This window comes from Rhodococcus sp. Leaf233 (genome assembly GCF_001426165.1).
GTDB lineage: Bacteria > Actinomycetota > Actinomycetes > Mycobacteriales > Mycobacteriaceae > Rhodococcoides > Rhodococcoides fascians.
This window is the reverse complement of sequence record NZ_LMRO01000012.1, coordinates 295,411-320,880: the sequence shown is the minus strand read 5'-3', so window position 1 is coordinate 320,880 and position 25,470 is coordinate 295,411. Positions and strand designations below refer to the sequence as shown.

The window sequence follows — 25,470 nt, the reverse complement described above, 5'->3', positions numbered from 1 at the left end:
GGGCATCACGACGCAGTACGAAGGATGGTCGGGTCACATGGCAACTCAGGTTCGCACTCGCAGGTTCGCCCGCATCGGGGCAATTTTCGCAGGTACGGCGCTCGCCGCCTCTGCAGCATTCGGATCTGCCCAGGCGGCTCCGCTGTGGCCGGGTGGCCCCGACGTGTCGATCCCCGGCCTGCCCGGATCCTCGGACCCGGCGGCACCCGCACCCGCCCCACAGCAACGGGTGGCACCGCTGGCCCCGGCGAACTTCGCCGACCCCAGCATCAGCCCGTCCGGCGGCGAGGTCGTCGGAGTGGCGCAACCCATCGCGATCCGCTTCGACGAGGCCATCGGAGATCGCGACGCCGCACTGCGCGCCATCCGCGTTACCACGAACCCGTCCGTGGACGGCCACTTCTACTGGATCAACGACACGCAGGTGCGGTGGCTGCCCAACGAGTTCTACCCGGCGCACACCCAGGTGACGGTCGAAGCAGGCGGAGCGAAAGCCGAGTTCTCCACCGGCGACTCGATCATCACCACGGCCGACGACAACACCAAGCAGATCACCGTCACCCGCAACGGCGAGGTCGTTCGCACGATGCCCACCTCCATGGGCAAGGTCGGCCACGAAACCCCGAACGGCACCTACATCGTCGGCGAGCGCTTCCGCGACATGTACATGGACTCCTCCACCTACGGGGTGCCGGTGGATTCCGAAGAGGGCTACCGCACGTACGTCGAGTACGCCACGCGCATCTCCTACAGCGGCATCTTCGTCCACGCGGCACCGTGGTCCGAGTCGCAGCAGGGCTACTCCAACTCCTCGCACGGCTGCCTCAACGTCAGCACCGAAGACGGCAAGTGGTTCTTCGAGAACGCCCAGAAGGGTGACCCCGTCATCGTCGTCAACACCGACGGCGGCACCCTGAGCGGATCCGACGGCCTCGGAGACTGGAACCGCTAGTGCCTGCGGCAGTGGTGTGGTTATGTGCCCTCCGCGGCACATAACCACACCACTGCGCAGCATTTGGTTTGCGTGACGGCACCAGTTGGGGCCGCGTTCACCATTCGTTAGCCGCGACTGAGCACAGTCCTCGCGGTGAGTGCAACAACCGAACGAGTGCTGCCCACGGCAGGCAAGAAGAGCTTCTTCTCGCGGCCGTGGACCGATTACGCACTGTTCCTGATTCTCGTGGGACCCAACCTGGTTCTGTTGGCGGTCTTCACGTACCGCCCGTTGGTGGAGAACTTCCAGTTCTCGTTCTTCGACTGGAACCTGTCCTCGCCCACGTCCACGTTCGTCGGATTCGAGAACTACCGCGAATGGGCGTCCCGCGACGACACGTGGCAGATCGTCGGCAACACCGTCGTGTTCACCGTGGCCGCCGTCGTCGGCTCGTTGGTGCTCGGTCTGATACTTGCGCTGCTGCTCGATCGTAAACTGCGGGGCCGCAACTTCGTTCGCTCCGCAGTGTTCGCGCCGTACGTGATTTCCGGTGCCGCGATCGGTATCGCATTCCAGTTCGTCTTCGATCCCAACTTCGGACTCGTCCAGGACCTGATGCGCAGATTCGGCCTCGGTGCGGTCCCGGATTTCTATCAGGATCCGAAATGGGCGATGGTCATGATCACCGTCACCTACTTGTGGAAGAACCTGGGCTACACCTTCGTCATCTATCTCGCGGCGCTGCAGGGTGTGCGCAAGGAATTGATGGAAGCGGCCGAGATCGACCAGGCCGGCCGCTGGACCACGTTCCGCAAAGTGCTTCTGCCGCAACTGCGTCCGACGACGTTCTTCCTCTCGATCACGGTGTTGCTCAACTCCCTTCAGGTCTTCGACATCATCAATGTCATGACGCGCGGTGGCCCACTGGGCACCGGAACCACCACGATGGTCTACCAGGTCTACGAGGAAACGTTCCGCAACTTCCGGGCCGGCTACGGGGCGACCGTCGCGACCATCCTGTTCCTCGTGCTGTTGATCGTCACTCTCGTACAGGTACGAATCATGGATCGGGACGATCAGCGATGACCTTGGTGAGCAAGCCCGATGCTGCAGTCCCGGAAAAGCCTTCGCTCGGTCGGGACCCGCAGCGCACGCGTCGCAGCGCGAATGTCCTCGGCTACGCGGCCATGGTTGCCGTCCTGCTGATGATCGGCCTACCGCTGTTCTGGATTCTGGTCACCTCGTTCAAGGACCGACCCGACATCTACGTTCAACCGGTCACGTGGTGGCCCAGCACTTTTCACCCCCAGAACTACGACGAGGCGACGACGGAGGTGCCGTTCTTCACGTACCTGCGCAACTCGATCGTCATCACCACGGCGGTCGCGTCGATCAAGTTCGTCCTCGGTGTGCTCAGTGCATACGGCCTGGTCTTTCTGCGATTCCCGGGCAAGAACATCGTCTTCCTCGTCATCATTGCCGCGCTGATGGTGCCCAACCAGATCACCGTCATCTCCAACTACTCGCTCATCTCCGAGCTCGGTTGGCGAAATTCGTTTCAGGGCATCATCATTCCGCTGGCAGGCGTTGCATTCGGTACCTTCCTGATGCGTAACCACTTCCTGTCGCTGCCACCGGAGATCATCGAGGCCGCGCGCATGGACGGCGCGGGCCCGGTGCGGTTGATGTTCCGCGTCATCCTGCCGCTGTCGGGTCCGACGATGGTGGCGTTCGCGATCATCACCATCGTCACCGAATGGAACGAATACCTCTGGCCGTTCCTGATGTCCGACGACTCGTCGGTTGCTCCGCTCCCGGTCGGCCTGACGCTGCTCCAGAACAGCGAGGGCTACACCAACTGGGGAGCGGTCATGGCCGCGACAGTGCTCACCATTCTGCCGATTCTTCTCGTCTTCCTCGTCCTGCAGCGCCACATGATCAAGGGCCTCACCTCCGGTGCGGTCAAGGGCTGATCCACCTCACTATCAGGAGTCGAACACCATGGCACACATCATCAATCGGCGTGGCTTCCTCACGCTCACCGGTGCGGCTGCGGCCGCTGCAGCCCTCGCGGCGTGCAGCGGTCCCGGATCGGGCTCGTCCGGCGGCGGCGGCGTCGAAGGCGATGCGAACACCATCAACTTCTGGTCGAACCACCCGGGCAAGTCCCAGGAATTCGAGAAGGAGCTGATCTCGCGGTTCCAGGCGCAGAACCCCGGACTGACGGTCAACCTCATCGACGGCGGCAAGAACTACGAGGAGGTGTCGCAGAAGTTCAACGCGGCGCTCTCGGGCAACGATGTGCCCGACGTCGTCGTACTCTCGGATGTCTGGTGGTTCAACTACGCACTCACCGGTGCGATCGAGCCCCTCGACAAGCACTTCTCTGCGGCCGGGGTCGACCAGTCCGATTACGTGGATTCGCTTCTTGCCGATTACAACTGGAACGGGAGCCACTGGGCTCTGCCGTACGCGCGCTCGACTCCGCTGTTCTACTACAACAAGGCCGTCTGGTCGGCAGCCGGCCTGCCCGATCGCGGACCGGCCACGTGGCAGGAATTCGACGAGTGGGGCCCGCGGATCCAGGCCGTCGTCGGAAACGGCAAGCTCGCCCACGGCTGGGGCAACGCCGTCGACTATCTCGGGTGGACGTTCGAGGGACCGATCTGGACGTTCGGCGGATCGTACTCCGATCAGTTCGAGCTGAAGTTCGACGACCCCAATACCATTGCAGCAGGCAAGTTCCTGCAGGACATGATCCACACCAAGAAGTACGCGGCGGTCTCCAACGACATCGCCAACGACTTCGCCGCGGGCATCCTCGCCTCCACGATCGCCTCCACCGGAGACCTGTCCACCATCACCAAGGGTGCCGCGTTCGAGTTCGGTACGGCCTTCCTGCCGGCCACCGACGGTGCGCCCGGATGCCCCACCGGCGGCGCGGGTCTGGCCATCCCGGCCAAGATCTCCGACGAGCGAAAGGTGAACGCGCTCAAATTCATCGATTTCGTCACCAACGGTGCCAACACTGCGTACTTCTCTCAGAACACCGGGTACATGCCGGTCCGCAAGTCGGCGCAGCAGGACCCGTCGGAAATCGCGTTCCTCGAGGCCAACCCGAACGCGAAGACAGCCGTGGACCAGTTGGCGCGTACCCGCTCCCAGGACGCTGCCCGCGTGTTCGTGCCCGGCGGCGACAAGATCATCGGTAGCGGTCTCGAGCAGATCGCTCTGCAGAATGCCGACGTCGCAACGACATTCGCGTCCGTCTCGGATCAATTGCAGCAGATCATCGACCGTCAGATCACCCCGAAGCTGCCGAAGTAATGGCGACCGTTCACTATGCGGGTGTCTCGCACAGGTACCCGGGCGCGGACTCTCTCGCTGTCGACACGCTCGAACTCGACATAGCGGACGGCGAGTTCATCGTGCTGGTGGGGCCGTCCGGATGTGGAAAGTCGACGAGTCTACGGATGTTGGCCGGCCTCGAATCCGTCGAGAGCGGCCACATCGACATCGGCGGAGTGGACGTCACCTCGCTCGCCCCACGGGCGAGGGACGTCGCGATGGTGTTTCAGAACTACGCGCTGTACCCCAACATGACCGTCGGCGACAACATGGGCTTCGCACTGCGAAACGCGGGAATGAGCAAGGCCGACACTGCGGCTCGTGTACTGGACGCCGCGAGGATGCTCGAACTCGAGCCGCTGCTGGGTCGCAAGCCCGGCAGGCTCTCCGGTGGGCAGCGGCAGCGAGTGGCCATGGGGCGAGCCATCGTTCGTCAACCCAAGGTGTTCTGCATGGACGAGCCGCTGTCCAACCTCGACGCCAAATTGCGAGTGTCGACGAGGGCCCAGATCGCCGGACTGCAGAAGCGATTGGGTACCACCACCGTGTACGTCACCCATGATCAGGTCGAGGCGATGACAATGGGTGACCGGGTTGCGGTGTTGCGGGACGGCAAGTTACAGCAGATCGCCGCACCGCGGGAGCTGTACGACAATCCCGTCAATACCTTCGTCGCCGGGTTCATCGGGTCTCCCGGCATGAACCTCGTCGACGCTCCCGTGCACGAGGGCGCTGCGGTCCTCGGAGACGTTCGGATCCCTGTTCCGTCGTCGGCGGGCCACCGCGTCGTCGTCGGGGTTCGGCCGGAATCGTGGGAGCTCGTCGGCGAACATGCGGGTGGACTCCGGCTCACCGTCGAATTGATCGAGGAATTGGGTGCGGAGTCGTTCGTGTACGCCTCGGCACCCAACGCCGACGGTCAGTGGACGACGCCCTCGGGACGTATTTCGGTGAGGGTGGATCGCAAGCTGTCGGTCGCCCTCGCCGAGACCGTCCGGTTGAAGCCGGTGCTCGACGAACTGTTCTTCTTCGACTCCGCTACCGGCCTGCGGTTGTCCTGACGGGTTCACCCAGATCCACCGGAAGTGTTGCCCACCCATGCAATACGCGCGTGTCGCGACGGGTTCCCTCGCCTGCCGAACGCAGGTTGGGGAACCTGTCGAACAACGTCTTCAGACCCACCTCCGACTCTGCCTTCGCCAGCGCTGCGCCCAGGCAGTAGTGGCGTCCGCCGGAGAACGACAGGTGCTTACCCGCGTTGTCGCGGGTGACGTCGAACCGGTCGGGGTCCTCGAACACCAGCGGATCGCGGTTGGCACCGGCCAGCACGAGGACGACCAGTGAGTCCTTCGTGATCGGCACACCCTCCACGACGACGTCGTGCTTGGCCGCCCGAGCAGTCAGCTGAACGGGAGATTCCATCCGCAACATCTCGTCGATCGCGGTCGGCCAGTGCGATGGATCCTGTTGCAGCACAGCCAGTTGATCTGGATGATCGAGCAGGAGTTGGATGCCGCTTCCGAGCAGATTGACGGTTGTCTCGAACCCGGCCGCCAATACCAATCCTGCCGTGGCCCTGAGCTCTTCGTCGTTCAGGCCGATGCCCTCGTCCTCGGCGGCGATCAGTTGGCTCATCAGGTCGTCGCCGGGGTTGCGGCGAAGCTCGGCGATGTGCTGCGAGAGCCAGGCGTCGAAACCGATGAGGCCACGCTCCACCTGCTTGAACTGGCTCCACGAGATACCGATGTCGAGGCTGGGTGCCGCCATTTCGCCGAATTCGAGGACGCGCTGATTGTCCTTCTCCGGAACACCAAGGATGCGGCCGATGACTGCGACGGGAAGGCGAGCACAGTATCGGTCGACGATGTCGACGACAGAGCTGCCGTCGGTCAGTTCGTCGAGTAGCGCGTCCGCGGTTTCCTGCACCTGATCTCGCATCTGCGCGACCGCCCGGGCGGTGAAGACCGAGGACACCAGCTTGCGGTAGCGGGTGTGATCGGGCGGTTCGACCGACAGCAGGGACGGCGGGAGGATCGGATGCAGGGCACCGGAGCGGGTGTGGCGTTCCACCCACTTCAGCGGTGCCGGCAGCGTGCCGCCCAGCTGGGTGACCCGAAAATCGTCGGAGCGCAGCAGCGCGAACGCCACCCGGTGATGCACGGTGATGTTGGAGATTCGGGTCTTCACCAGCGGTGCCGTCGCCCGCAGTTCCTCGTACACCGGCGTCGGATTTGCCCGCGTCGCGGGATCGGCGACCAGCATGGCCTGCCGGTCACCGGCGGCCGCAGCACGCTTGGCTCCGAACCTGATGACCCCGTGTGCCGCGATCCACCGTACGAATTCCCTCATCCGACTGTCCTCCCCGTTGTCCCGCCCTATGTGAGTGGTTTCTCGTAGCAGACTACGAAGTTCCACTCACGTGCTACCAGATCTTGACGCGCTTCCCCGGGTCCAAGTACAGCGCATCACCGGGCTGAACGTCGAACGCTTCGTGAAAACTGTCCAGATTGCGCACGACTCCGTTGCACCGGAACTCCGGCGGCGAGTGCGGATCGACGGCGAGACGACGGATCGCTTCGGCGTCTCGTGCCTTGGTGCGCCATACCTGCGACCAGCCGAAGAACACGCGCTGCAACCCGGTCAGGCCGTCGAGCACCGGTGCGTCCTTGCCCTCGAGCGAGATCTCGTAGGCGGCGACGGCGATGGACAGGCCACCCAGATCGCCGATGTTCTCACCGATGGTGAATTCGCCGTTGACCTTGTGGCCGGGCAGTGCCTTCGGCTCGAATTCGTTGTACTGCTCGATCAGGGCTGTGGTGCGCTTACCGAATTCGGTGCGGTCGCTGTCGGTCCACCAATCCACCATGTTGCCGTCGCCGTCGTATTTGGCACCCTGGTCGTCGAATCCGTGCCCGATCTCGTGCCCGATGACGGCTCCGATTCCGCCGTAGTTGGCTGCGTCGTCGGCCTCGGCGTCGAAGAACGGCGGCTGCAGAATGGCTGCGGGAAAGACGATTTCGTTCATCCCGGGGTTGTAGTAGGCGTTGACGGTCTGCGGCGTCATGAACCATTCGTCGCGATCGACCGGTCCGCCGAGCTTGTCGAGATCACGCTGATAGTCGGCTTCGTAGCCGCGGCGGTAGTTGCCGAGCAGATCGTCGGCGGTGATGTCGACGCTCGAGTAGTCGCGCCAGCGGTCGGGGTAGCCGATCTTGGGAGTGAACTTGTCCAGCTTGTCCAAGGCTTTGCGGCGCGTCTCCGGGCTCATCCATTCGAGTTCGGAGATGTTGCGGCGGTAGGCCTCGGTGAGGTTGTCGACGAGCACCTGCATGCGTGCCTTCGAGTCCGCCGGGAAGTGGCGTTCGACGTAGAGCTTGCCGACGGCCTCGCCGAGGACGTCCTGTACGAGCGAGACGCCGCGCTTCCAGCGCTCGCGGTTCTCCTCGGTTCCGGTCAGCGTCGTTCCGTAGAACGCGAAGTTCTCGTCGACGAGTGCGCTGGTCAGGAACGGAGCCCGGGCATGGACGACGCGCCACGCGAGCCACGCCTTCCACGTCTCGATGTCCTCCGACGTCCACAGGGACACGAACGTGTTGACGAACGGTGGCTGGCGCACGACGATCTCGGCGAACTGTTCGGTGGTGCCGCCGAGGCCGGAAATCCATGCGGTCCAATTGAATCCGGGCTCGTTCTGCACCAGAGTGTCGAACTGGACGAGGTTGTAGCTCTTCTCGGCGTCGCGCCGGGCGACGACGTCCCAGTGGCCCGCGGCGATCTTGTGCTCGAGATCGAACACCGTCTGTGCGTCGTATTCGACGCCGCTGAGCGCGAACATCTTCGCGATGTGCGCGATGTAGCTCGCGCGGATGTCGGCGTACTCGTCCTGGCGGTAGTACGACTCGTCGGGCAAGCCGATTCCGGACTGGCTGAAGTGCACCAGGTAGCGGTCGGATCGCTTGGCGTCGGTGTCGACGTAGTGAGCGATACCGCCGCCGACTCCGGTGCGTTGCAGAGAGCCGAGAACGCCTGCGAGCGTGACCAAGTCGGTCGCATCGGCAACGGCGGCGAGCTCGTCGGCGATCGGGGTGGTGCCGAGCTGTTCGGCCCGGTCGGCGTCCATGAAGCTCGAGAACAGGTCGCCGATCTTCTGTGCGTCGCTACCGGCGGGCGGATTCGCGGCCGCCGATTCTTCGATGATGGTCTGTACATCGACCTCGGCGCGGTCGTACAACGTCCGGAACGCACCGTCGACGGCGCGGTCGGCGGGAATGCTGTAGTCCTCCAGCCATTTGCCGTTGACGTGCACGAAGAGGTCGTCCTGCGCGCGTGTGTTCTCGTCCTGGTAGCTGAGATCGATGCCCGAGTTCACTACTGAAGTCATGTATCCATCTTTACACTCTTGCGCTCGATTGAACGGGTGTTTAATGTGCTGTACATGCGTTCAGCATCCGAGGATCTGACCACTCGCGCGCGGATCCGCGACACCGCGATCGACGTCTTCGGCGTGCAGGGTTTCACCGCCGGTGTGCGGTCCATCGCCAGCGCCGCCGGCGTCTCACCCGGGCTGCTCAACCACCACTTCGGGTCCAAGGACGGACTTCGCGCGGCGTGCGACGAGTACGTCCTGCGTACGATCCGCGAATCGAAGGCCGCCTCGGCCGGTCCTACCGGGGTGATGGAACAGCTTGCTCGCATCGACGAGTACGCACCGCTCGTCGCCTACATCGTGCGGAGCTTCTCCTCGGGCGGAGCGCTGGCCCGAGAGTTGTTCGAGCACATGGTCGACGACGCGGTCCGGTACCTCGACGACGGAGTGCGCGACGGCCGATTCACACCCAGCCGCGACCCCGCGGCGCGCGCCCGGTTCCTGACGCGCCAGAACGTGGGCGGTCTGCTGTTGTACGTGCAGATGGCCGGCCCGGACGTCGATTTCCGTGCGGCTCTGAGCGCGCTCGGTGACGAGGTCATGTTGCCGGCACTCGAGCTGTACACCGATGGATTGTTCACCGATTCCCGAATCTTGGACACCTATCTGGAGGCCGAGCAATGACCGACGCCATCGCAGTCGACGATCTGGTGAAGACGTTCGGTTCGGTCCGGGCCCTCGACGGCCTGGACCTGCACGTCGAGACCGGTGATGTGCACGGCTTTCTCGGCCCCAACGGGTCGGGTAAATCCACCACGATCCGCGTCCTGCTCGGTCTCGTGCGCGCGACGTCGGGGACGGTCCGGTTGCTCGGCGGTGATCCGTGGGCAGACGGCGTCGCACTGCATCGACGGCTGGCCTACGTTCCCGGAGATGTGACGCTGTGGCCGTCGTTGACCGGCGGGGAGGTGATCGATCTGCTCGCCAGGATGCGCGGCGGTATCGACTCCGGCCGCCGGGCGGAGCTGATCGAACGGTTCTCGCTCGACCCAGGAAAGCGGAGTCGCACCTATTCGAAGGGCAATCGCCAGAAGGTCGCTCTGATCTCGGCCCTGGCATCGAACGTGGAGCTGCTGCTCCTCGACGAGCCCACTTCCGGTCTCGATCCCCTGATGGAGCAGCAGTTCGCCGAATGCGTGAAAGATGCTGCGCGACGCGGAGTCACGGTGCTGCTGTCCTCGCACATCCTGTCCGAGGTGGATGCGTTGTGCAGTTCGGTCACCATCATCCGGGACGGGCGCACGGTGGACACCGGGACCCTGGCGTCGATGCGGCACCTCACTCGCACGACGATGACCATCACTGTGGATCGAGTACCCGGCGATCTCGACAGGCTCACCGGGGTCAGTGGGGTGACCGTGGACGGGTCCACGATTACCTGCACGGTGGAGAACGAGGCGCTCGCTGCGGTGATGCACGTCCTGGCCGACGCAGGCGTGCAGAGCATGATCAGCTCCGCGCCGACTCTCGAAGAGCTGTTCCTGAGGTACTACGCATGAACAGCCTGAGCGGCACAGCGGGATTGCTGCGGTTGTATCTACGCCGCGACCGACTCGTGTTGCCGATCTGGGTCGTTCTGCTCGGAGCGCTCCCGCTGCTGTACGCGGTCAGCTTCGAGGGGCTGTATCCGACGGCGGCAGACCGTCGAGCGTTCTATCTCGGCACCGAGGCAGTGCCGGCGCAAGCGGCTCTCGTAGGGCCGATCTTCGGTAGCGACCTCGGTGCCCTGGTGTCGTGGCGCGCTGGACTGATGCTGACCCTCGTTCCGTTGGCGGCGATCCTCACTGGCGTTCGGCATACCCGCGGTGAGGAGGACGCGGGTCGTGTCGAACTGGTCGGGTCGACTGCAGTGGGCAGATTTGCAGGACTGACGGCGGCCGTGCTCCTGGCGGGCGGCGGCGTGGTGGCGACGGGAATGCTGACGTTCGTCTCGCTGTGGGCGTTCGGTCTGCCGGTGGCCGGGAGCGTCGCGTTCGGTGCCTCGATCGTCGTCGTCGGTGCGGTGTTCGTCGGCTGCGCGGGGCTGGCAGCACAGGTGGCGTCCGGGGCTCGCGCGGCTCGCGGCTATGCCCTCGGCGTGTTGGCCGCAGCGTTCGTTCTCAGAGCGATCGGCGACATCGGTTCGGGAACCCTGTCGTGGTTCTCGCCGATCGGGTGGTCGGCGCAGGTGCGGCCGTTCGCCGACGAACGGTGGTGGCCGCTGTTGCTGTCGCTGGCGACCGCTACGGCGTTCGTCGCCGCAGCGTTCGTGGCAGCGAATCGACGCGATCTCGGCAGTGGTCTGCGGGCCGAACGCCGCGGCCGGGTGGCTGCCGTTCCGTCACTGTCCGGTCCCGTCGCCCTCGCGTGGCGACTGTCCCGCGGAACCACCGTCGTCTGGACCCTCGGCCTCGCCCTGTTCGGTATCGCGATCGGGTCGTCCACGGACGGCATCGGCGATCAACTCGGCAGCAGCGCCGCCATCAGCGACGCACTGGGCAAGTTCGGCGGCACCACGATCGAACAGTCGTTCATCGCCGTCGTGCTGAGCATGGTCGGCATCATGGTGGCGGCCTATTCCGCGTCGGCCGTGCTACGTCTGCACAGCGAGGAAGAGTCGGGTCTGGCCGAGATCGTGCTGGCCACCGGCATCTCACGCCGTCGGTGGGCGGCGGGGTATCTACTCTTCGCCGTCCTCGGCCCGGTGTGGCTACTGCTGGTCGTCGGCCTCACCATCGGGCTGACGTACGGGTCGGCAACCGGCGACATGTCGCGCGAACTGCCGTCCGCCGTGGTCGGCGCTCTGGCTCAGCTCCCGGCCGTGTGGGTGGTGACGGCCATCGGCGTGGCTCTGTTCGGCGCGGTACCTGGGTTCGCGACCGTCCTGTGGGCGGTCCTGGGCGGCTTCGTTGTCCTGGGACAGATCGGGGCGGTGGTCGGGCTGCCACAGTGGTCACAGGACATCTCGCCGTTCACCCACCTGCCAAAGCTGCCAGGTGGAGAGTTCTCAGTGACGCCCTTGCTGTGGCTCGTCGCCATCGCCGCCGCCGCAGGCGGTATCGGAATCACCGCGCTGCGCCGACGGGATGTCCGCGGCTGAGTGAATCAGCCGCGAATCAGTTCGGTGTCGAGTCGTCGTACTGATTCTCGACGTTCTGCTGGAATTCGTCGGCACACTGCTGCTGCGCTGCAGAATCGCTGCCTGCGTTGCTGATGCAATCGGTGAAGTCTTGTCCACCGACTGCGTTGAACAAACCGATGCCGGCAACGACGAGAACGACCGACAATGCTGCGGCCACAAAACCCAGGATGATCGCGATGAGGGACACGGTGCCGTTGGTGGCGACGCGCTTTTTGTACCTCGACCGACCGATGAAGCCGAGAACAATGGCGATCAGGCCGAGGAGAATTCCGCCGATGACGGTCCAGGAGAACAGCACACCCAGAATCGCCAGGACCAGTGCGACCGTGCCGACGGTGTTCTTCGGTGCTACCGGCTGTTGCTCGTATCCACCCTGCTGGTATCCACCCTGCTGGGGGTACTCGCCGGGTGAAGGATAGTTTCCGGGCGGGGGATAGTCATTCGACACGTCTGATACCTCCGAGATCGGCGATCGTGAACGCTCGGAGTGTATGCAGATCTCTGTCGTGCGCGCAGACGCCACGTGCCCCCGTGATCAACTTGTCATCGAGCGTTCCTGTCAGCCGCCCAGTCGCGAGTGCATCTCCCAGATCAGGATCTCGGCTGGTTCCGAGGATGTAATTCGCTGTCCGCCAGTGGAACTCATGCGTACCGCGTCACCCTCGTACAGTTCTCCGACACCCTCCATCGAGACGGTGCCGCGGACCACGAACACGTGCACGAACGGTGCGTCGGGAACGGTCACGGTCGAATCCGGTGTCAGTCGCGCAGCGTGCAACGCGGCCGATTTCTGGCCGATGCCGATGGCCGTCTGACCACGGTGTCGGTTCATTCCCGACGCGACGGTGACGAGTCCGCCGCGCAGCAGTTCGTCGTCGATCTCGAGTTGCTCGTAGCCCGGTGCGGTGCCGGGACTGTCGGGTATCACCCACATCTGTACGAAGCGGACGGGTTCGGTGTGCCGATTGCCGTCGATACTCCAGGAGTCGTTCTTCTCCGAGTGCATGATGCCTTTGCCCGCACTCATCCGTTGCGCCAGTCCGGGATAGATGATGCCGGAGTGCCCGATCGAATCCTGATGCACCAGAGAGCCCTGCACCACCCACGTGATGATCTCCGTGTCGCGGTGCGGATGCGTCTCGAATCCCTGCCCGGCGGTGACGATGTCGTCGTTGTTGACCAACAACAGGCCGTGGTGGGTGTTCTCGGGGTCGTAGTGCTGGCCGAAAGAGAACGAGTGCTTCGAGTCGAGCCAGGACACACGGGTTTTCGGTCGATCACCGGCACGATGCACGTCGATGTGGGCGGTCAGTGGAGCGGACATGTCCCCACTGTACGAGCATGTCGATGCACCGGCGTACGACCTGCATAACGTTCGGGTGTCTTTGCCGCCGGGGTGTGACGGCGGCCCCGAGTGGGTAGGTTCGGACACGGTACGGTCACACGCTCTGCAACTCCCCGAAGGCGGCGAGAGATACTCATGGTCGGTTCCAGCTCGAGCGCGGCACACGCTGTTCGACACCTGCTCGAGGACGCACTGGTGTCATGGTTGCCAGGTCAACGATGGTTCGGCGCAAAGGGTTCGACGGTGGGTGCCGTGCGGATCGTCGCTCGGGACGTACTGCACGACGAGCCGCATTTCGCCGCCGAGCACCTGCTCGTCGAGGTGGACCTCGTCCAAGACGGCACGTCGGTGACTCAGACCTATCAGGTGCCCCTCGGTTTCCGCACCGAGGTGCCCGAGGAACTACGCCCGTGGCTGTTGCCGGTGCCCGGTGAGGTGGCAGTGTTCGACGGGTTACGTGATCCGGAGATCATCGCCCTGTACGGTGACGCGTTCTCCGATGAGAACCCAACTGGCAGTATCGAATTCAAGGTCGTCGACGGTTCGAGCGTGCCGCAGGGCATGCGCGGTCGGGTTCTGGGTGCAGAGCAGTCCAACACGTCGGTGATCCTCGGTGATCTGCTGCTGCTCAAGCTGTTTCGTCAGGTACCGCCCGGAATCAGTCCGGACGTCGAGTTGCACCGTGCGCTGGCCGAGGCCGGCAGCGTCAACGTGGCACCGCTGCGAGGGTGGCTCGAAGCGCAGGTCGGCGGTGAGACGACCACGCTGGGGATGATCCAGGACTTCGCCGCGAACTCTGCCGAGGGATGGACCACTGCGCTGGCCAGCGTGCGCGAGGTGTTCGATTCCCCCGCCACACCGATCGAAGATTTGTCCGCCGATTTCGCTCCCCACGCGTATCGACTCGGCGCTGCCGTCGCGCAGGTACACCACGACCTCGCTTCGATTTTGGGTACCGCCGAACGTTCCGTGGAATCGACGGCCGTCGAAGAGATCCTCGAGCGCATCTCCGGAGTAGCGCGAGTGGTTCCGGCGATCGCTCAGTACATCCCCGCCGCGACGGCCCTGATCTCACGGGCCGAGGCGTCGAGCAGTACCACCGTCCAACGCATTCACGGCGATCTGCATCTGGGGCAGGTGTTGGGGACCCCCGAACGGTGGCTGCTCATCGATTTCGAGGGAGAGCCGGCCAAGACGTTGGACGAGCGCAGACAAATGGACAGTGCTTTGCGCGACGTCGCGGGAATGTTGCGGTCGTTCGACTATGCCGCCAACCACCTCCTCGTCGACCTGCCGGAGGACCCGGCTCTACGGGAACGCGCCGAGCAGTGGGCTGCGCGGAGCATCACGGCCTTCTTCGACGGGTACGCGTCGGTGGCCGGCCACGATCCACGCGACGAAGCCGATCTGCTGCGCGCGTACGAACTGGACAAAGCGGTCTACGAGGTTCTGTACGAAGCGCGCAATCGACCGACCTGGCTGTCTCTGCCGATGCGCGCGGTCGAACGGTTGGTCAGCTGACTGCCGGGAAATGGGCTGTAGGGGCGGGCGTGGACCGGCCCGTCTACGACAAGTACCGTATTGCCTGACACGGGAGGCAGGACATGAACGGTATTTTGGCAATTTTCGGCATCGCGGTGGTAGTCATCACCATCGTCGTGGTGGTCGTGCTCGTCGCGGTGTTGTTCGTCGCGTCGATCAAGCCCGACAAGCTGAACATCGACCTCGGTCGCAAGAAGCGTGAACGGGAAGAAAGTTCCTCGAAGGTCTGAGACCTCGGTCACCTCTGGCACCGATTCGCGCAGACGCGGAGTTGTATCGATTCGAAGCGTCGGTCGACGCTTCCGGTTCTACAACTGGAGACCTCGTGAGCACAGCACTGTCAGCGCCTACGGTGCCCGACTGCAGGGCACGCCTGTTCGGTGAGACTGTGCGGGCGCAGTTCGCTCGTTTCGTGATCGTCGGGGTATCGAGCAACGGCGTCTATGCACTGCTGTTCGTCGCTCTCGCGTCGTTCGGATCTTTTCCCGCCAATCTGGCGGGAGCGTCGGCGAGCACCGTTCTCGCCAACGAGTTGCACCGTCGCCACACCTTCCACGCCGCCGACCGCGTCGGCTGGTTCCAGACCCAGTGGGAAGCGGGAGGACTCGCCCTGATCGGGCTGGGTCTGAGTACCGCCGCGCTGGCCGCAGTCCACCTCCTTGTTCCCGCCGCCGCCACGTACGTGCAAGTTCTGGCTGTGATCGCCGTCAGCGGTCTGGTCGGTGCCGCTCGATTCCTCGCCCTTCGCGGATGGGTATTCCGTTCGCCGAGCCTCCCCGGGATGGAAGCGGCTCATTCGTGATGCTGTGACAGAGCACGACCGGTCTCGAAGAACGGTTGCTACCTGTAACAGAGTTTCGGCGAGGCTTCGTGATAGTCGCCCGTATCGACCTAGGCTCGTGAGCTGACGTCAATGCGAGGAGGCATGTCGAATGGCCAGGGATCTGACACAGCTCGAGCTTCTGCAGGAGCTGGTGCCCACTGCCGAGGACAATGTGAACCGTCATATTTCGATGGCGCGCGAATGGCATCCCCACGACTACGTGCCGTGGGACGAAGGCCGTAACTTCGCCGCGCTCGGCGGTACGGACTACGACCCGGAGCAGTCCAAGCTCTCCGACGTCGCGCAGGCCGCGATGATCACCAACCTGCTCACCGAGGACAATCTGCCGTCCTACCACCGTGAGATCGCCGAGAACTTCTCCCAGGACGGTGCCTGGGGAACGTGGGTCGGCCGCTGGACCGCCGAGGAGAACCGCCACGGCATCGTCATGCGCGACTACCTGGTCGTCACCCGAGGCGTCGATCCCGTCGCCCTCGAAGAAGCCCGCATGATTCACATGACCAACGGGTACGCGTCGCCCGCCGGCGCAGGGGTCGGTCTGTTGCACTCGGTCGCGTACGTGACGTTCCAGGAACTCGCGACCCGTGTCTCGCACCGCAACACCGGCAAGGTCTGTGACGACCCGATCGCCGACCGCATGCTCCAGCGCATCGCCGCCGACGAGAACCTGCACATGATCTTCTACCACCGGCAAGGTCTGTGACGACCCGATCGCCGACCGCATGCTCCAGCGCATCGCCGCCGACGAGAACCTGCACATGATCTTCTACCGCAACATCACCGGTGCAGCGATGGACATCTCGCCGGATCAGACGTTGCAGGCCGTCTCGGACATCGTGACGAACTTCGTCATGCCCGGTGCCGGCATGCCGAACTTCCGCCGCAACGGTGTGCTGATGGCCAAGCACGGCATCTACGACCTGCGTCAGCACCTCGAAGACGTCGTCTGGCCCGTGCTGCGCAAGTGGCAAGTGTTCGAGCGCAACGACTTCANTGATGGCCAAGCACGGCATCTACGACCTGCGTCAGCACCTCGAAGACGTCGTCTGGCCCGTGCTGCGCAAGTGGCAAGTGTTCGAGCGCAACGACTTCACCGCACGCGGTGAGAACAAGCGCGAAGAACTCGCCGCGTTCCTCGAAGACCTCGAGCGCCAGGCCACCAAGTTCGAGGAGATGCGAGATCGCTCGCTGGCCCGCGAACGGGCCAAGGCCGAGGCGCGCGCGTCCTGAGGTGACCCATGTGAGCGGAACTTCGTAGTCTGCTACGAAGTTCCGCTCACATAGGGTGTGGTGTGAACGAATTCTGGGACCGCATTTCCGCGGTGAGTCCTGATCCACCCGTGTGGATCGTCCAAGTGGCTGCCCTGGCGGCGCTCGTCATCGTCGTGTTGCCGCAGACCTGGCGGATTGCACGCAACGTGGTGACCATCGCGCACGAGGGTGCGCACCTGTTCGTCGCGTTGATCACCGGGCGTCAGTTGATGGGTCTTCGGCTGCATTCGGATACGTCCGGCGTCGCGATCTCCAAGGGCAAGCCCACCGGTCTCGGGGTCATCGCCATGACTTTCGCGGGCTATGTCGGGCCGTCGCTTCTCGGACTCGGAGCCGCTCTGGTGCTGGGTACACAGCGAGCCTCGGCCGTGCTGTGGATCGGCATCATCTCGATTGCGTTGATGCTGTTGATGATTCGTAATATCTACGGACTGCTGTCTCTCGTCACCGTCGGTGGCCTGCTGTTCGTCGTGTCCTGGTGGGGTACCGGGGAACAACAGGTCGCTGCGGCGTACTTCATCACGTTCTTCCTGCTGATCGCCGGTCCGCGCCCCGTTCTCGAACTGCAGAAATCCCGAAGTGCCGGACGGGCGCGAGACTCCGACGCCGATCAACTGGCTCGGCTCACCTTCCTGCCCGGCATCGTCTGGGTCGGACTGTTCCTCGTCGTCACCGTCGGCGCACTCGCACTGGGGGCGTGGAGAATCCTCGTTCCGGTGCAGTGACGACGGGCCTTCGTGTCAGCCCTCCGTCTGTTCACTTTCCGTCAACGAGCTCACCAGTCGCGTGATGCGCTCTGCTCGGGTCTGCGGTCGCGCAGCATTGTCGATCGGCATCAACAACCGACGCCGGTCGCTCGCTCTCTTCCGCTCCCATACGGTCGTGCAGCTCGCGTCTTCCATCGCACGCGCCAGATCCTCTGGCACCGGAACGAGATCGGGGTCGGCCGGTTCGAATTCGCACGACACCAGATCGCCGGCAGCGACGCCCAACCGACGCTGGAGACCTGCACCGATGTAGACGAACGACCCGGACAGCACAGTCGAATCTGCTTTGTTGAGACCGAGATTGAGACTCAGTCCGTCGATCGAACCGTCGATTCGACGAGTCGGCCACAGCTCCGCTGCCTCGACCAATCGAGGCGGAACTCGGATGATCGTGTACGTGTTCTTGCCCCACGTCAACGGCTCGAGCACTCCGTCGAACCGGATGCGGTCACTCACGATTGCCTCGCATCGTCGATACGCCGCTGGGGGGAATTTCGCCAACGATCGCAGCATAATCGAGTGGCGTCGCCGAGACGGCGACGGACTTTCGAGTCGACGGAGGAAGGCCCCCCACATGGCCGTCATGGACGACGCACCGAGGGTGCATGCCGAGACACGTGCGCAGTGGCGGACATGGCTGATCGCGCATCACGGAACTGCGGAATGCGCGTGGCTGGTGTCGTGGAAGAAGGCCACCGGGAGACCGGCGATCAGCTACGACGACGCCGTTGCGGAAGCACTCGCCGTGGGGTGGGTCGACAGCCGACCGCGCAAGCTCGACGACGAGCGCACCATGTTGTATTTCTCGCCCCGGAAACCCGCGAGTGCATGGTCCCGTCCGAACAAGATCCGCATCGAGGCTCTTCGTGAAGCGGGCCTGATGCTTCCGGCGGGGGAGCGCGCCGTCGAGGCTGCAGTCGCCAATGGATCATGGACCGTACTCGACGAGGTCGAGGAGCTGATCGTTCCCGACGACCTTGCGGCTGCCTTCGCCGAACACGTTGATGCGGAGGACAACTGGAACCAGTTTCCACCGTCCGCGCGTCGGGGGATTCTGGAGTGGATCGTGACCGCCAAGCGGCCCGAGACCCGAGCCGCTCGTGTGCACGAGACTGCTCGGCTCGCATCGATCGGCGAGCGCGCAGCTCGATGGCAACCCAAGCGCGACGGACGATAGCAGCCGGGGTCGCCGACTGTCACGAGCGAAGCGATCTCTCGAAAGAGTATGTCCAGCAATCGGCGTCGTGCCTCGGTCGGCGAGTAGGGCTAGGGCGTGTCGGTCATACCTGTCTAGGGTCGGCAGGAGACCGCTGTCAGACTGGCGACATGTCGCTCACACTCGTCCCGATCCCTCTTCAACGGTTTCCCGCATGGCTGAAACGGAGCCAAAGCGAGTACAAGACGGACCTGATCGCTACAGGTGAGACGCCGCGCGCCGCTGAAGAGCACTCCAGTAATGCCATCGAGCGTGCTTTCTCAGCGGGTGCTCCCACCCCGAACAACACTGTGTTCGACCTCGTCGACGATAGCGGCCAGATTGTCGGGTACCTCTGGATCGGTCGCGACAACTCGGACGACGCGAGCTCGTGGTGGGTGTGGGATGTCGTAGTCGAGCCGGAGCACCGTGGCCAGGGCTATGGGCGAGCAGCGATGCAGCTCGCCGAAGACCATGCACGGGCGGAGGGCGCGCGGACGCTGGGACTGAGCGTGTTCGGTTTCAACGCGGTCGCGCGCGGGATGTACGAGTCAGCCGGATATGAAACCACGAGTGTGAAGATGCGCAAGCAGCTCTGACCCCCCTCAGTTCTTGGCCTGTCGGGATGGCCGTGAGCTGGTGGAAGGTCGCGCCGATGCCAGAGCTCGTCGTACCGACGTTCGACGACATACATCCGGTGTAGCGGCCGTGCTGGTTGTGGCCGAACCCCGCTAGAACGCCACCCACAGCAGCGACGCGAGGGCGAATATCGCCAGTCCCAGTGTCGTTTCCATGACGGTCCAGGTTTTCAGTGTCGTCTTCTCGTCCATGCCGAAGAAGCGGCTGACGAGCCAGAAGCCGGAATCGTTGACGTGGGAGAGCACGGTGGCTCCGGCGGCCAGTGCGAACACCAACAGCGCGATCTTGAAATTGCTCAGATCGAGCTCGGCGACCTGGACCGAGATCAGCCCGGCGGTGGTGGTCAAGGCGACGGTGGCCGAACCCTGCGCCACGCGTAGCGCGGTGGCGATCAGGAAGGCCTGCAACAGGATCGGCAGTCCGAGATCGGACAACGAGGCGGTCAGAGACTGGCCGATGCCACTGGCCCGAAGTACTCCGCCGAACATGCCGCCGGCACCGGTGATCAGGATGATCGAGCAGATCGGACCGAGGGCCTGGTCCATGTACTTGGCACCGTCGGCGACGGGGAATCGTCCGGGCGCGAGGATGAACAGGGCCAACAGCAAGGTGATGAGCAGCGCGATGGGCGTCTGACCGATGAGAGTCAGGGCCGCTGCCCAGGTCTCGTCTCCGGTCAGCACACCCGAGGTGGTCAGAGTGTTGACCACGGTGTTGAGCGAGATCAGTACGAGCGGTGTCAACAGAATGAACAGCACCGCACCGAACTTGGGGGCCGGGTCGCGGAGGCCGGCCATCTCTTTGTCGTGTTCTTCGGAGTTGGCTGCGCCGTCGGCGAAGAGGTCGGCAGGCGCGGTGACGAATCGTTTGCCGAGCTGGGTACCGACCAGGTAGGAGCCGACGAACCAGGAGACGACTGCGACGGGAACTCCGACGAGAAGCACCGAACCGATATCTCCGCCGAGGAGTTCCGTGGCGGCGACGGGACCGGGGTGCGGGGGAACGATGGCGTGCATCGCGGCGAACGCGCCTGCGGTCGGCAGTGCGTACAGCAGCACCGACCCGCCGAAACGCCTGGCAACTGTGAAGATGATCGGTAGGAAGACGACGAGTCCGGCGTCGAAGAAGATGGGGAAGCCGAAGATCAGCGCGGCGACACCGAGGGCGAGCGGTGCGCGCTTGGCTCCGAATCGGTTGATCAGAGTATCGGCCAATACTTGAGCGCCACCGGTGATTTCGAGCAGTCGGCCGACCATCACGCCCAGGGCGACGAGTAGAGCGACCGAACCGAGGGTGGAACTGAAGCCCGAGAGCAATGCCGACGGCACGTCTGCCAGTGGGATCCCCGCTGCGACGGCGGTGACGGCGCTGACCAGAACCAGCGAGACGAAGGCGTGCAGTTTCACCTTCATGATCAGGAACAGCAGAACTGCGACGGCTGCTGCGGCGATCAGGAGTAGGGGAGTCGTCCCGTACGCCGGTTCGATCGGATCCATCTGTGTACCTCCTTCACTCGGCTGGAGATTCGACCATAACGGACAGCTCGATGCCCGCGCGGGGATACCGAGCACGGTCGTCGGACCTGGAGTTCGCGGTGGAGTACCGTGCGGGTATGAGTGATGGGGATCACGTAACGGGTGGGGACAGCTCCGACAAGCCTTCGAAGGACGCTTTACGCGAGCAAGCGCAGCGTTATGCCGCAGCGGCTCGGCTGAAGATGAAGGAGCGACGCGAGAAGGCGTCGGGGGGGCTCGGGTCCGTGGTCGCCGACCGTGCAGGAAATTGGGATCTCGACGATCAGAACACCGTGGCGATGGACCGTCAGCAGAAGCTCTGGAACGGGGTGATGGATCGCTACTTCCGGATGGAGATCGACGGTTGGGAGACGATTCCCGAGTCGCCGGTTCTCGTCGTCGGAGTGCATTCGGGTGCGCCGTTCGTGTGGGACGCGTGGACGGTGGGTGCGCAGTGGTGGCGGCATTTCGGCGACAAGCGAATCCTGCACGGCACTGCGCACGACGCGCTGATGGCATTTCCGTTGATCGGCAAGGTCTTTCGATCCATGGGTGTGTTGCCGGCGGCTCCGGACTCGATGTCGACCGCATTGGCCGAGGGCCGAGACGTGATCGTGTGGCCCGGTGGTGAGGTCGATTCGCTGCGGCCGTGGAGCAAGCGTGACGAGGCGACACTGGGTGGTCGAACCGGTTTCGTCAAGCTTGCGATCCGGATGGGTGTGCCCATCGTGCCGGTGGCGACCGTGGGCGGGGCCGACGCCATGCCGGTGCTCATTCGAGGCGACAAGCTCGCAAAAGCGCTCGGACTGGACAGGTTTGCGCGCCTGAAGGTCTTTCCCATCGCCATCTCGCTGCCGTGGATCATCGCGCCTGCCGCGCTGCCGCAGATTCCGTTGCCCGCCAAGATCCGAACCCGGTTCATGCCTCCGGTCGAGCTGGACCACGATCCGTCGCGCTGTGACGACGAGGCCTACGTCGACGCGAAATACGACGAGGTCCGCGCCAGTATTCAGGCCGGCATGGACGAGCTCGCCAGCAAGCGCAAGTTCCCGGTGTTCGGCTAGTTCGCTCGCGCCGAGCATCGCGGACCGTAGCTGACCGCGATCGTTTCTAGCGTCTCCTCTCGTACGGATTCACCGATACGACGAGGGGCGCACGAGATGATCGAAACATCGGGATTGACCAAGACATTTCGGCAGGGCAAGAAGACCGTGGAGGCGGTGCGCGGCATCGATCTGACGATCGGTGAGGGAGAACTGGTCGCTCTCCTCGGCCCCAACGGTGCGGGCAAGTCGACCACGCTGCGAATGCTGACCACGCTGCTGGCACCGACGTCGGGTTCGGCCCGGATCGCGGGGTTCGACGTGGGCAGGGACCGGGACAGTGTCCGGCGCAGTCTCGGCTATGTGGGGCAGGGCAACGGCGCGGGACACAACCAGCGCGTGCGAGACGAACTCGTCGTGCAGGGCCTGTGCTACGGCATGACTCGTCAGCGATCACGAACTCGCGCAGACGAATTGATCGACGCACTCGAACTCGGCGAACTGCGCTCGCGCACCGTCTCGACGCTCTCCGGCGGACAGCGTCGCCGACTCGATATTGCCCTGGGGCTGGTGCATCGACCGGCATTGCTGTTCCTCGACGAGCCGACCACCGGAATGGACCCGCAGAGTCGGGCCAACCTGTGGGATCACATCCTCCGGCTGCGACGCGAGATGGGCACGACCATCGTTCTGACCACCCACTACCTCGACGAGGCCGATTCGATGGCCGAGCGGGTCATCGTCGTCGACCACGGAACCGTCATCGCCGACGACACCGCCGCGTCGCTGAAATCGGAACTGGCAGGCGATCTGATCGTTCTCACCGTGTCCGACGCGTCGGCGCTTCTTCCGCTTCTCGACGGCATCGACGGCATCAGAGACGTCACGAGATCGGGTTCGCGGCTGAACCTGCGTGTCGGACGCGCCGAAGTCGTTCTCCCGGAGGTGCTGCGGCGGAGCGAGTTACACGGTATCCGCGTCCATACTGCGGACATGACCCGACCGACTCTCGACGACGTGTTCCTCGGACTGACCGGCCGTAGTCTTCGAGAAAGTGCCGCAGCGCTCGACAACGCGAGCGTGGCAGGAGAACTCCGATGAACGTTCTCTCCGGAAGCACTCTGGTGATGGGTCGGGAATTGCGGCCGATGGTGCGCGATCCGTTCACCGTCATCTTCAGTCTCGTCCAACCGCTGATCCTGCTCGCTCTGTTCGGCCCACTGCTCACCGATGTCCCAGGTCTCGGCGACGGAAGTGTCTGGGACTGGTTCGTGCCGGGTGTTCTCGCGATGATCACCATCTTCGGCACCTCCATGACGGGCTCGAATCTGCTGGCCGAGTTGCAGCAGGGTTCTCACGAGCGAATGTTGGTGACCCCGTTGCCGCGATCTGCTCTGCTCGTCGGGCGCGCGTTCAAGGAAATGGTGCCGCTCGCTGCGCAGGCCGTGTTGATCGTTCTGGTCGCATTGCCGCTGGGGTTGTCCGTGAATCCGATCGGTGCCGCTGTGGGAATCGTGCTGCTCGGGGTGTTCGGCGTCGGGCTCGGCGCGCTGTCCTACGCGTTGGCTTTGGCTGTGCGCGGACAGGATTGGGTGTTCTGGTCCATCCAGCAGACATTGATGTTCCCGCTGCTCATCCTCTCCGGCACGATGCTGCCGCTGACGGCCGCCCCGGGGTGGATGCAGTTCCTGGTGAACATCAACCCCCTCGGATATCTCGTCGACGCCGAACGTGCACTGTTCGCCGGAGACTTCGCGAGTTCGACGGTGATGGCAGGTGTCGTCGCAGCCGCGGCCACTGCGGCGGTCGGGTTGATCGTCGGCATCCGGGCTATGGGCTCCTCGCGCGAGTGAGGCTAAGCTCGCGTCATGGATCGGCCTGCGGTAATTCTCGAGAACGACGAGACGGTGTACGACTTCTATCTGCGTCATCAGCAGAATCGTCAGGTTGCGAGGCTGGCGTACGCCGCCCTCGCCCGACGCTTCCGCCCGCGGGTGTCGTACTCCGACGGTGCCCGGGAGGAGCTGCGGCGTCTGGTGTACGACAACACGCGTCTGCTCATCGCGGTCAATCACCTCACCGAGAGTGATCCGTACACCCTCGCAGCGGCGGCCTGGGCGTCGCCGCTGCGTCCGGTGATCGGGCGCACCAGAGTGCTCGCGAAGGACGAATTGTTCCAGGACCCCAAGCAGCGCAAGCGAATCGACATGATGGGTGGCATTCCCGTCTTTCGCGGCAAGAATCACGGGATGCGGGCAGTCAGCGCGGCAGGCAACCGCATGATGGACATCAGTGCCGAACGAATGAAGCGCGGCGACGACCTCGCGGTGTTCCCGGAAGGCACCTGCAACCTCGAGGACCCGACGACGGTGCAACACGTCGGCAGCGGAATCGGCCACATCGCGATGCGGGCCCGCAAACTCGCCGTCGAACCGACGTTGATCTGCATCGGACTGAGTTACGGCCCCGGCTCGGCAAAAGTGAAGCAGGCAAGCGTCTACTTCGATACGCCCATCACCGATCTGCCCCAGAAACCGATCGACATCACCCGCGTGGTGGCAGAGGGAATGCAGAAAGCACTCGACGGAGCGGTGGCTGCGTACTGACTGCGCCGCCGGGGTTGGTAGAAACAGATGACAGGTAATTCGATTCGGCGTTGTGTCAGGAGATATTCGTGAGTGATCAGATCAGGACGGCCATCGTCACCGGTAGTGCCCGGGGCATCGGTGCAGCAGTGGCCAAGCGACTGGCCAAGGACGGTTTCGGCGTCGCGGTGGTCGACCTCGACGAGGCCGCGTGCAGCGACACCGTCGGCGCGATCGAGGCCGCAGGTGGGCAGGCAGTGGCCATCGGCGCAAACGTGGCCGACGAGGAGTCGGTGCAGACTGCAGTCGACCGCATCGCGAGCGAGTTCGGTGCACCGACCGTACTGATCAACAACGCAGGCATCACCCGCGACAACCTCCTGTTCAAGATGACGGTGCAGGACTGGGATTCCGTGCTCGGCGTACACCTGCGCGGCTCGTTCCTGATGACGCGTGCAGTGCAGAAGCACATGATCGACGCCAAGTGGGGCCGCATCGTCAACCTGTCGAGCACCTCGGCCCTCGGCAACCGCGGTCAGGCTAACTACTCCGCGGCCAAGGCCGGCATGCAGGGATTCACCAAGACTCTCGCCATCGAGCTCGGCAAGTTCGGCGTCACCGCCAACGCCATCGCCCCCGGATTCATCGAAACCGAGATGACGGCAGCCACCGCCGAGCGGGTCGGAATGTCGTTCGACGACTTCAAAGCTGCTGCGGCGTCGCAGATTCCGGTCAACCGCGTCGGACATCCCGACGATATCGCCCACCTGGCGTCGTTCTTCGTCAGCGAGGGTGCCGGCTTCATCTCGGGTCAGGTCGTCTACGCAGCCGGTGGCCCGAAGGACTGACGTCTCCCGAACGCGTGAATGGACCATTCACGAGCCCAGACGGGTGT

26 protein-coding genes and 1 pseudogene are annotated in these 25,470 nt (G+C 64.1%); 21 read left to right on the top strand and 6 right to left on the bottom strand.

Going from position 1 to position 25,470, the window contains the following annotated elements:
• Positions 1-37 precede the first annotated feature (37 nt).
• From ASH04_RS21160 to ASH04_RS21140, 5 genes are all read left to right on the top strand, one after another.
• Positions 38-952, top strand: coding sequence for a L,D-transpeptidase (locus tag ASH04_RS21160; RefSeq protein WP_032369549.1), 915 nt, complete (start codon positions 38-40; stop codon positions 950-952).
• A gap of 135 nt (positions 953-1,087) precedes the next feature.
• Positions 1,088-2,020: a carbohydrate ABC transporter permease gene (locus ASH04_RS21155; protein ID WP_176457186.1), complete on the top strand. Its 933-nt coding sequence runs from the start codon at positions 1,088-1,090 to the stop codon at positions 2,018-2,020.
• A complete protein-coding gene (locus ASH04_RS21150) occupies positions 2,017-2,907 on the top strand; it encodes a carbohydrate ABC transporter permease (RefSeq protein WP_032374750.1) in 891 nt (296 codons plus the stop codon). The genes ASH04_RS21155 and ASH04_RS21150 overlap by 4 nt, the downstream gene beginning before the upstream one ends.
• Positions 2,908-2,935: 28 nt before the next feature.
• Positions 2,936-4,261, top strand: a complete 1,326-nt coding sequence (locus ASH04_RS21145) for an ABC transporter substrate-binding protein (protein ID WP_032392476.1) — start codon at positions 2,936-2,938, stop codon at positions 4,259-4,261.
• Complete coding sequence (locus ASH04_RS21140) at positions 4,261-5,343, top strand: ABC transporter ATP-binding protein (RefSeq protein WP_057474452.1); 1,083 nt, start codon at positions 4,261-4,263, stop codon at positions 5,341-5,343. The genes ASH04_RS21145 and ASH04_RS21140 overlap by 1 nt, the downstream gene beginning before the upstream one ends.
• Here ASH04_RS21140 and ASH04_RS21135 read toward each other — a convergent pair.
• On the bottom strand, positions 5,321-6,631 hold the full coding sequence (locus ASH04_RS21135) for a cytochrome P450 (RefSeq protein WP_057474451.1): 1,311 nt from the start codon (positions 6,629-6,631) through the stop codon (positions 5,321-5,323). The genes ASH04_RS21140 and ASH04_RS21135 overlap by 23 nt on opposite strands.
• Positions 6,632-6,704: 73 nt before the next feature.
• Positions 6,705-8,663, bottom strand: a complete 1,959-nt coding sequence (locus ASH04_RS21130) for a M13 family metallopeptidase (RefSeq protein WP_032374754.1) — start codon at positions 8,661-8,663, stop codon at positions 6,705-6,707.
• Positions 8,664-8,717: 54 nt separating this feature from the next.
• Between ASH04_RS21130 and ASH04_RS21125 the strand changes: the two genes are divergently transcribed.
• From ASH04_RS21125 to ASH04_RS21115, 3 genes are read left to right on the top strand one after another with little or no spacing between them, the layout of a single operon-like run.
• Positions 8,718-9,332: a TetR/AcrR family transcriptional regulator gene (locus tag ASH04_RS21125; RefSeq protein WP_027495276.1), complete on the top strand. Its 615-nt coding sequence runs from the start codon at positions 8,718-8,720 to the stop codon at positions 9,330-9,332.
• Entirely contained in the window at positions 9,329-10,207 is an 879-nt protein-coding gene (locus tag ASH04_RS21120) for an ABC transporter ATP-binding protein (RefSeq protein WP_057474450.1), read from the top strand. Before ASH04_RS21125 ends, ASH04_RS21120 begins: the two co-directional genes overlap by 4 nt.
• Positions 10,204-11,787, top strand: coding sequence for an ABC transporter permease (locus tag ASH04_RS21115; protein ID WP_235580061.1), 1,584 nt, complete (start codon positions 10,204-10,206; stop codon positions 11,785-11,787). Before ASH04_RS21120 ends, ASH04_RS21115 begins: the two co-directional genes overlap by 4 nt.
• 16 nt (positions 11,788-11,803) lie before the next feature.
• Here ASH04_RS21115 and ASH04_RS21110 read toward each other — a convergent pair whose 3' ends face one another.
• Positions 11,804-12,277 (bottom strand): DUF4190 domain-containing protein, encoded by a 474-nt coding sequence (locus ASH04_RS21110; RefSeq protein ID WP_235580060.1) that lies wholly within the window; start codon positions 12,275-12,277, stop codon positions 11,804-11,806.
• Between the two features lie 111 nt (positions 12,278-12,388).
• A complete protein-coding gene (locus tag ASH04_RS21105) occupies positions 12,389-13,153 on the bottom strand; it encodes a pirin family protein (protein WP_057474449.1) in 765 nt (254 codons plus the stop codon).
• 156 nt (positions 13,154-13,309) lie between these two features.
• Here ASH04_RS21105 and ASH04_RS21100 point away from each other — a divergent pair, with 156 nt between their 5' ends.
• The 6 genes and pseudogenes from ASH04_RS21100 (at position 13,310) to ASH04_RS21085 (ending at position 17,557) form a co-directional block, all read left to right on the top strand.
• Entirely contained in the window at positions 13,310-14,695 is a 1,386-nt protein-coding gene (locus ASH04_RS21100) for a maltokinase N-terminal cap-like domain-containing protein (RefSeq protein ID WP_057474448.1), read from the top strand.
• Positions 14,696-14,778: 83 nt separating this feature from the next.
• Entirely contained in the window at positions 14,779-14,946 is a 168-nt protein-coding gene (locus tag ASH04_RS27030; protein WP_167326956.1) for a hypothetical protein, read from the top strand.
• Between the two features lie 95 nt (positions 14,947-15,041).
• Positions 15,042-15,518, top strand: a complete 477-nt coding sequence (locus ASH04_RS21095) for a GtrA family protein (protein WP_052068738.1) — start codon at positions 15,042-15,044, stop codon at positions 15,516-15,518.
• Positions 15,519-15,648: 130 nt separating this feature from the next.
• Positions 15,649-16,553: pseudogene (locus tag ASH04_RS21090) on the top strand (acyl-ACP desaturase); the annotation flags it as partial.
• A 27-nt stretch (positions 16,554-16,580) separates the two neighbouring features.
• Positions 16,581-16,790, top strand: a complete 210-nt coding sequence (locus tag ASH04_RS27025; RefSeq protein WP_235580020.1) for a hypothetical protein — start codon at positions 16,581-16,583, stop codon at positions 16,788-16,790.
• 62 nt (positions 16,791-16,852) lie between these two features.
• Positions 16,853-17,557 (top strand): M50 family metallopeptidase, encoded by a 705-nt coding sequence (locus ASH04_RS21085; RefSeq protein WP_032369542.1) that lies wholly within the window; start codon positions 16,853-16,855, stop codon positions 17,555-17,557.
• Positions 17,558-17,572: 15 nt separating this feature from the next.
• Here the strand turns inward: ASH04_RS21085 and ASH04_RS21080 are convergent, their stop codons facing one another.
• Entirely contained in the window at positions 17,573-18,055 is a 483-nt protein-coding gene (locus tag ASH04_RS21080; RefSeq protein ID WP_162247560.1) for a YdeI/OmpD-associated family protein, read from the bottom strand.
• A 118-nt stretch (positions 18,056-18,173) separates the two neighbouring features.
• Between ASH04_RS21080 and ASH04_RS21075 the strand changes: the two genes are divergently transcribed.
• Together ASH04_RS21075 and ASH04_RS21070 are read left to right on the top strand one after the other, a co-directional pair.
• Positions 18,174-18,776 carry a YdeI/OmpD-associated family protein gene (locus tag ASH04_RS21075; protein ID WP_057474446.1) on the top strand — a complete coding sequence of 201 codons (603 nt, stop codon included), beginning with the start codon at positions 18,174-18,176 and terminating at the stop codon, positions 18,774-18,776.
• A gap of 149 nt (positions 18,777-18,925) precedes the next feature.
• The gene (locus ASH04_RS21070) at positions 18,926-19,393 is read left to right on the top strand and encodes a GNAT family N-acetyltransferase (protein WP_032383338.1); all 468 of its coding nucleotides are present in this window, start codon (positions 18,926-18,928) and stop codon (positions 19,391-19,393) included.
• 132 nt (positions 19,394-19,525) lie between these two features.
• Here the strand turns inward: ASH04_RS21070 and ASH04_RS21065 are convergent, their stop codons facing one another.
• Positions 19,526-20,929, bottom strand: a complete 1,404-nt coding sequence (locus tag ASH04_RS21065) for a GntP family permease (protein ID WP_057474445.1) — start codon at positions 20,927-20,929, stop codon at positions 19,526-19,528.
• A gap of 116 nt (positions 20,930-21,045) precedes the next feature.
• Here ASH04_RS21065 and ASH04_RS21060 point away from each other — a divergent pair, with 116 nt between their 5' ends.
• The 5 genes from ASH04_RS21060 (at position 21,046) to ASH04_RS21040 (ending at position 25,423) form a co-directional block, all read left to right on the top strand.
• A complete protein-coding gene (locus ASH04_RS21060) occupies positions 21,046-22,011 on the top strand; it encodes a lysophospholipid acyltransferase family protein (RefSeq protein WP_094643634.1) in 966 nt (321 codons plus the stop codon).
• Positions 22,012-22,107: 96 nt separating this feature from the next.
• A complete protein-coding gene (locus ASH04_RS21055) occupies positions 22,108-23,091 on the top strand; it encodes an ATP-binding cassette domain-containing protein (RefSeq protein ID WP_057474444.1) in 984 nt (327 codons plus the stop codon).
• Positions 23,088-23,843 (top strand): ABC transporter permease, encoded by a 756-nt coding sequence (locus tag ASH04_RS21050; protein WP_032367145.1) that lies wholly within the window; start codon positions 23,088-23,090, stop codon positions 23,841-23,843. Before ASH04_RS21055 ends, ASH04_RS21050 begins: the two co-directional genes overlap by 4 nt.
• A gap of 15 nt (positions 23,844-23,858) precedes the next feature.
• The gene (locus ASH04_RS21045; protein WP_057474443.1) at positions 23,859-24,596 is read left to right on the top strand and encodes a 1-acyl-sn-glycerol-3-phosphate acyltransferase; all 738 of its coding nucleotides are present in this window, start codon (positions 23,859-23,861) and stop codon (positions 24,594-24,596) included.
• A gap of 68 nt (positions 24,597-24,664) precedes the next feature.
• Positions 24,665-25,423 carry an SDR family oxidoreductase gene (locus ASH04_RS21040; RefSeq protein WP_057474442.1) on the top strand — a complete coding sequence of 253 codons (759 nt, stop codon included), beginning with the start codon at positions 24,665-24,667 and terminating at the stop codon, positions 25,421-25,423.
• The last annotated feature ends 47 nt before the right edge of the window (positions 25,424-25,470 follow it).

Coding starts and splice junctions, on each gene's coding strand:
- ASH04_RS21160 (WP_032369549.1), top strand. CDS start 38: ATGGCAACTCAGGTTCGCACTCGCAGGTTCGCCCGCATCGGGGCAATT.
- ASH04_RS21150 (WP_032374750.1), top strand. CDS start 2,017: ATGACCTTGGTGAGCAAGCCCGATGCTGCAGTCCCGGAAAAGCCTTCG.
- ASH04_RS21145 (WP_032392476.1), top strand. CDS start 2,936: ATGGCACACATCATCAATCGGCGTGGCTTCCTCACGCTCACCGGTGCG.
- ASH04_RS21140 (WP_057474452.1), top strand. CDS start 4,261: ATGGCGACCGTTCACTATGCGGGTGTCTCGCACAGGTACCCGGGCGCG.
- ASH04_RS21135 (WP_057474451.1), bottom strand. CDS start 6,631: ATGAGGGAATTCGTACGGTGGATCGCGGCACACGGGGTCATCAGGTTC.
- ASH04_RS21130 (WP_032374754.1), bottom strand. CDS start 8,663: ATGACTTCAGTAGTGAACTCGGGCATCGATCTCAGCTACCAGGACGAG.
- ASH04_RS21125 (WP_027495276.1), top strand. CDS start 8,718: ATGCGTTCAGCATCCGAGGATCTGACCACTCGCGCGCGGATCCGCGAC.
- ASH04_RS21120 (WP_057474450.1), top strand. CDS start 9,329: ATGACCGACGCCATCGCAGTCGACGATCTGGTGAAGACGTTCGGTTCG.
- ASH04_RS21115 (WP_235580061.1), top strand. CDS start 10,204: ATGAACAGCCTGAGCGGCACAGCGGGATTGCTGCGGTTGTATCTACGC.
- ASH04_RS21105 (WP_057474449.1), bottom strand. CDS start 13,153: ATGTCCGCTCCACTGACCGCCCACATCGACGTGCATCGTGCCGGTGAT.
- ASH04_RS21100 (WP_057474448.1), top strand. CDS start 13,310: ATGGTCGGTTCCAGCTCGAGCGCGGCACACGCTGTTCGACACCTGCTC.
- ASH04_RS27030 (WP_167326956.1), top strand. CDS start 14,779: ATGAACGGTATTTTGGCAATTTTCGGCATCGCGGTGGTAGTCATCACC.
- ASH04_RS21075 (WP_057474446.1), top strand. CDS start 18,174: ATGGCCGTCATGGACGACGCACCGAGGGTGCATGCCGAGACACGTGCG.
- ASH04_RS21070 (WP_032383338.1), top strand. CDS start 18,926: ATGTCGCTCACACTCGTCCCGATCCCTCTTCAACGGTTTCCCGCATGG.
- ASH04_RS21065 (WP_057474445.1), bottom strand. CDS start 20,929: ATGGATCCGATCGAACCGGCGTACGGGACGACTCCCCTACTCCTGATC.
- ASH04_RS21060 (WP_094643634.1), top strand. CDS start 21,046: ATGAGTGATGGGGATCACGTAACGGGTGGGGACAGCTCCGACAAGCCT.
- ASH04_RS21055 (WP_057474444.1), top strand. CDS start 22,108: ATGATCGAAACATCGGGATTGACCAAGACATTTCGGCAGGGCAAGAAG.
- ASH04_RS21050 (WP_032367145.1), top strand. CDS start 23,088: ATGAACGTTCTCTCCGGAAGCACTCTGGTGATGGGTCGGGAATTGCGG.
- ASH04_RS21045 (WP_057474443.1), top strand. CDS start 23,859: ATGGATCGGCCTGCGGTAATTCTCGAGAACGACGAGACGGTGTACGAC.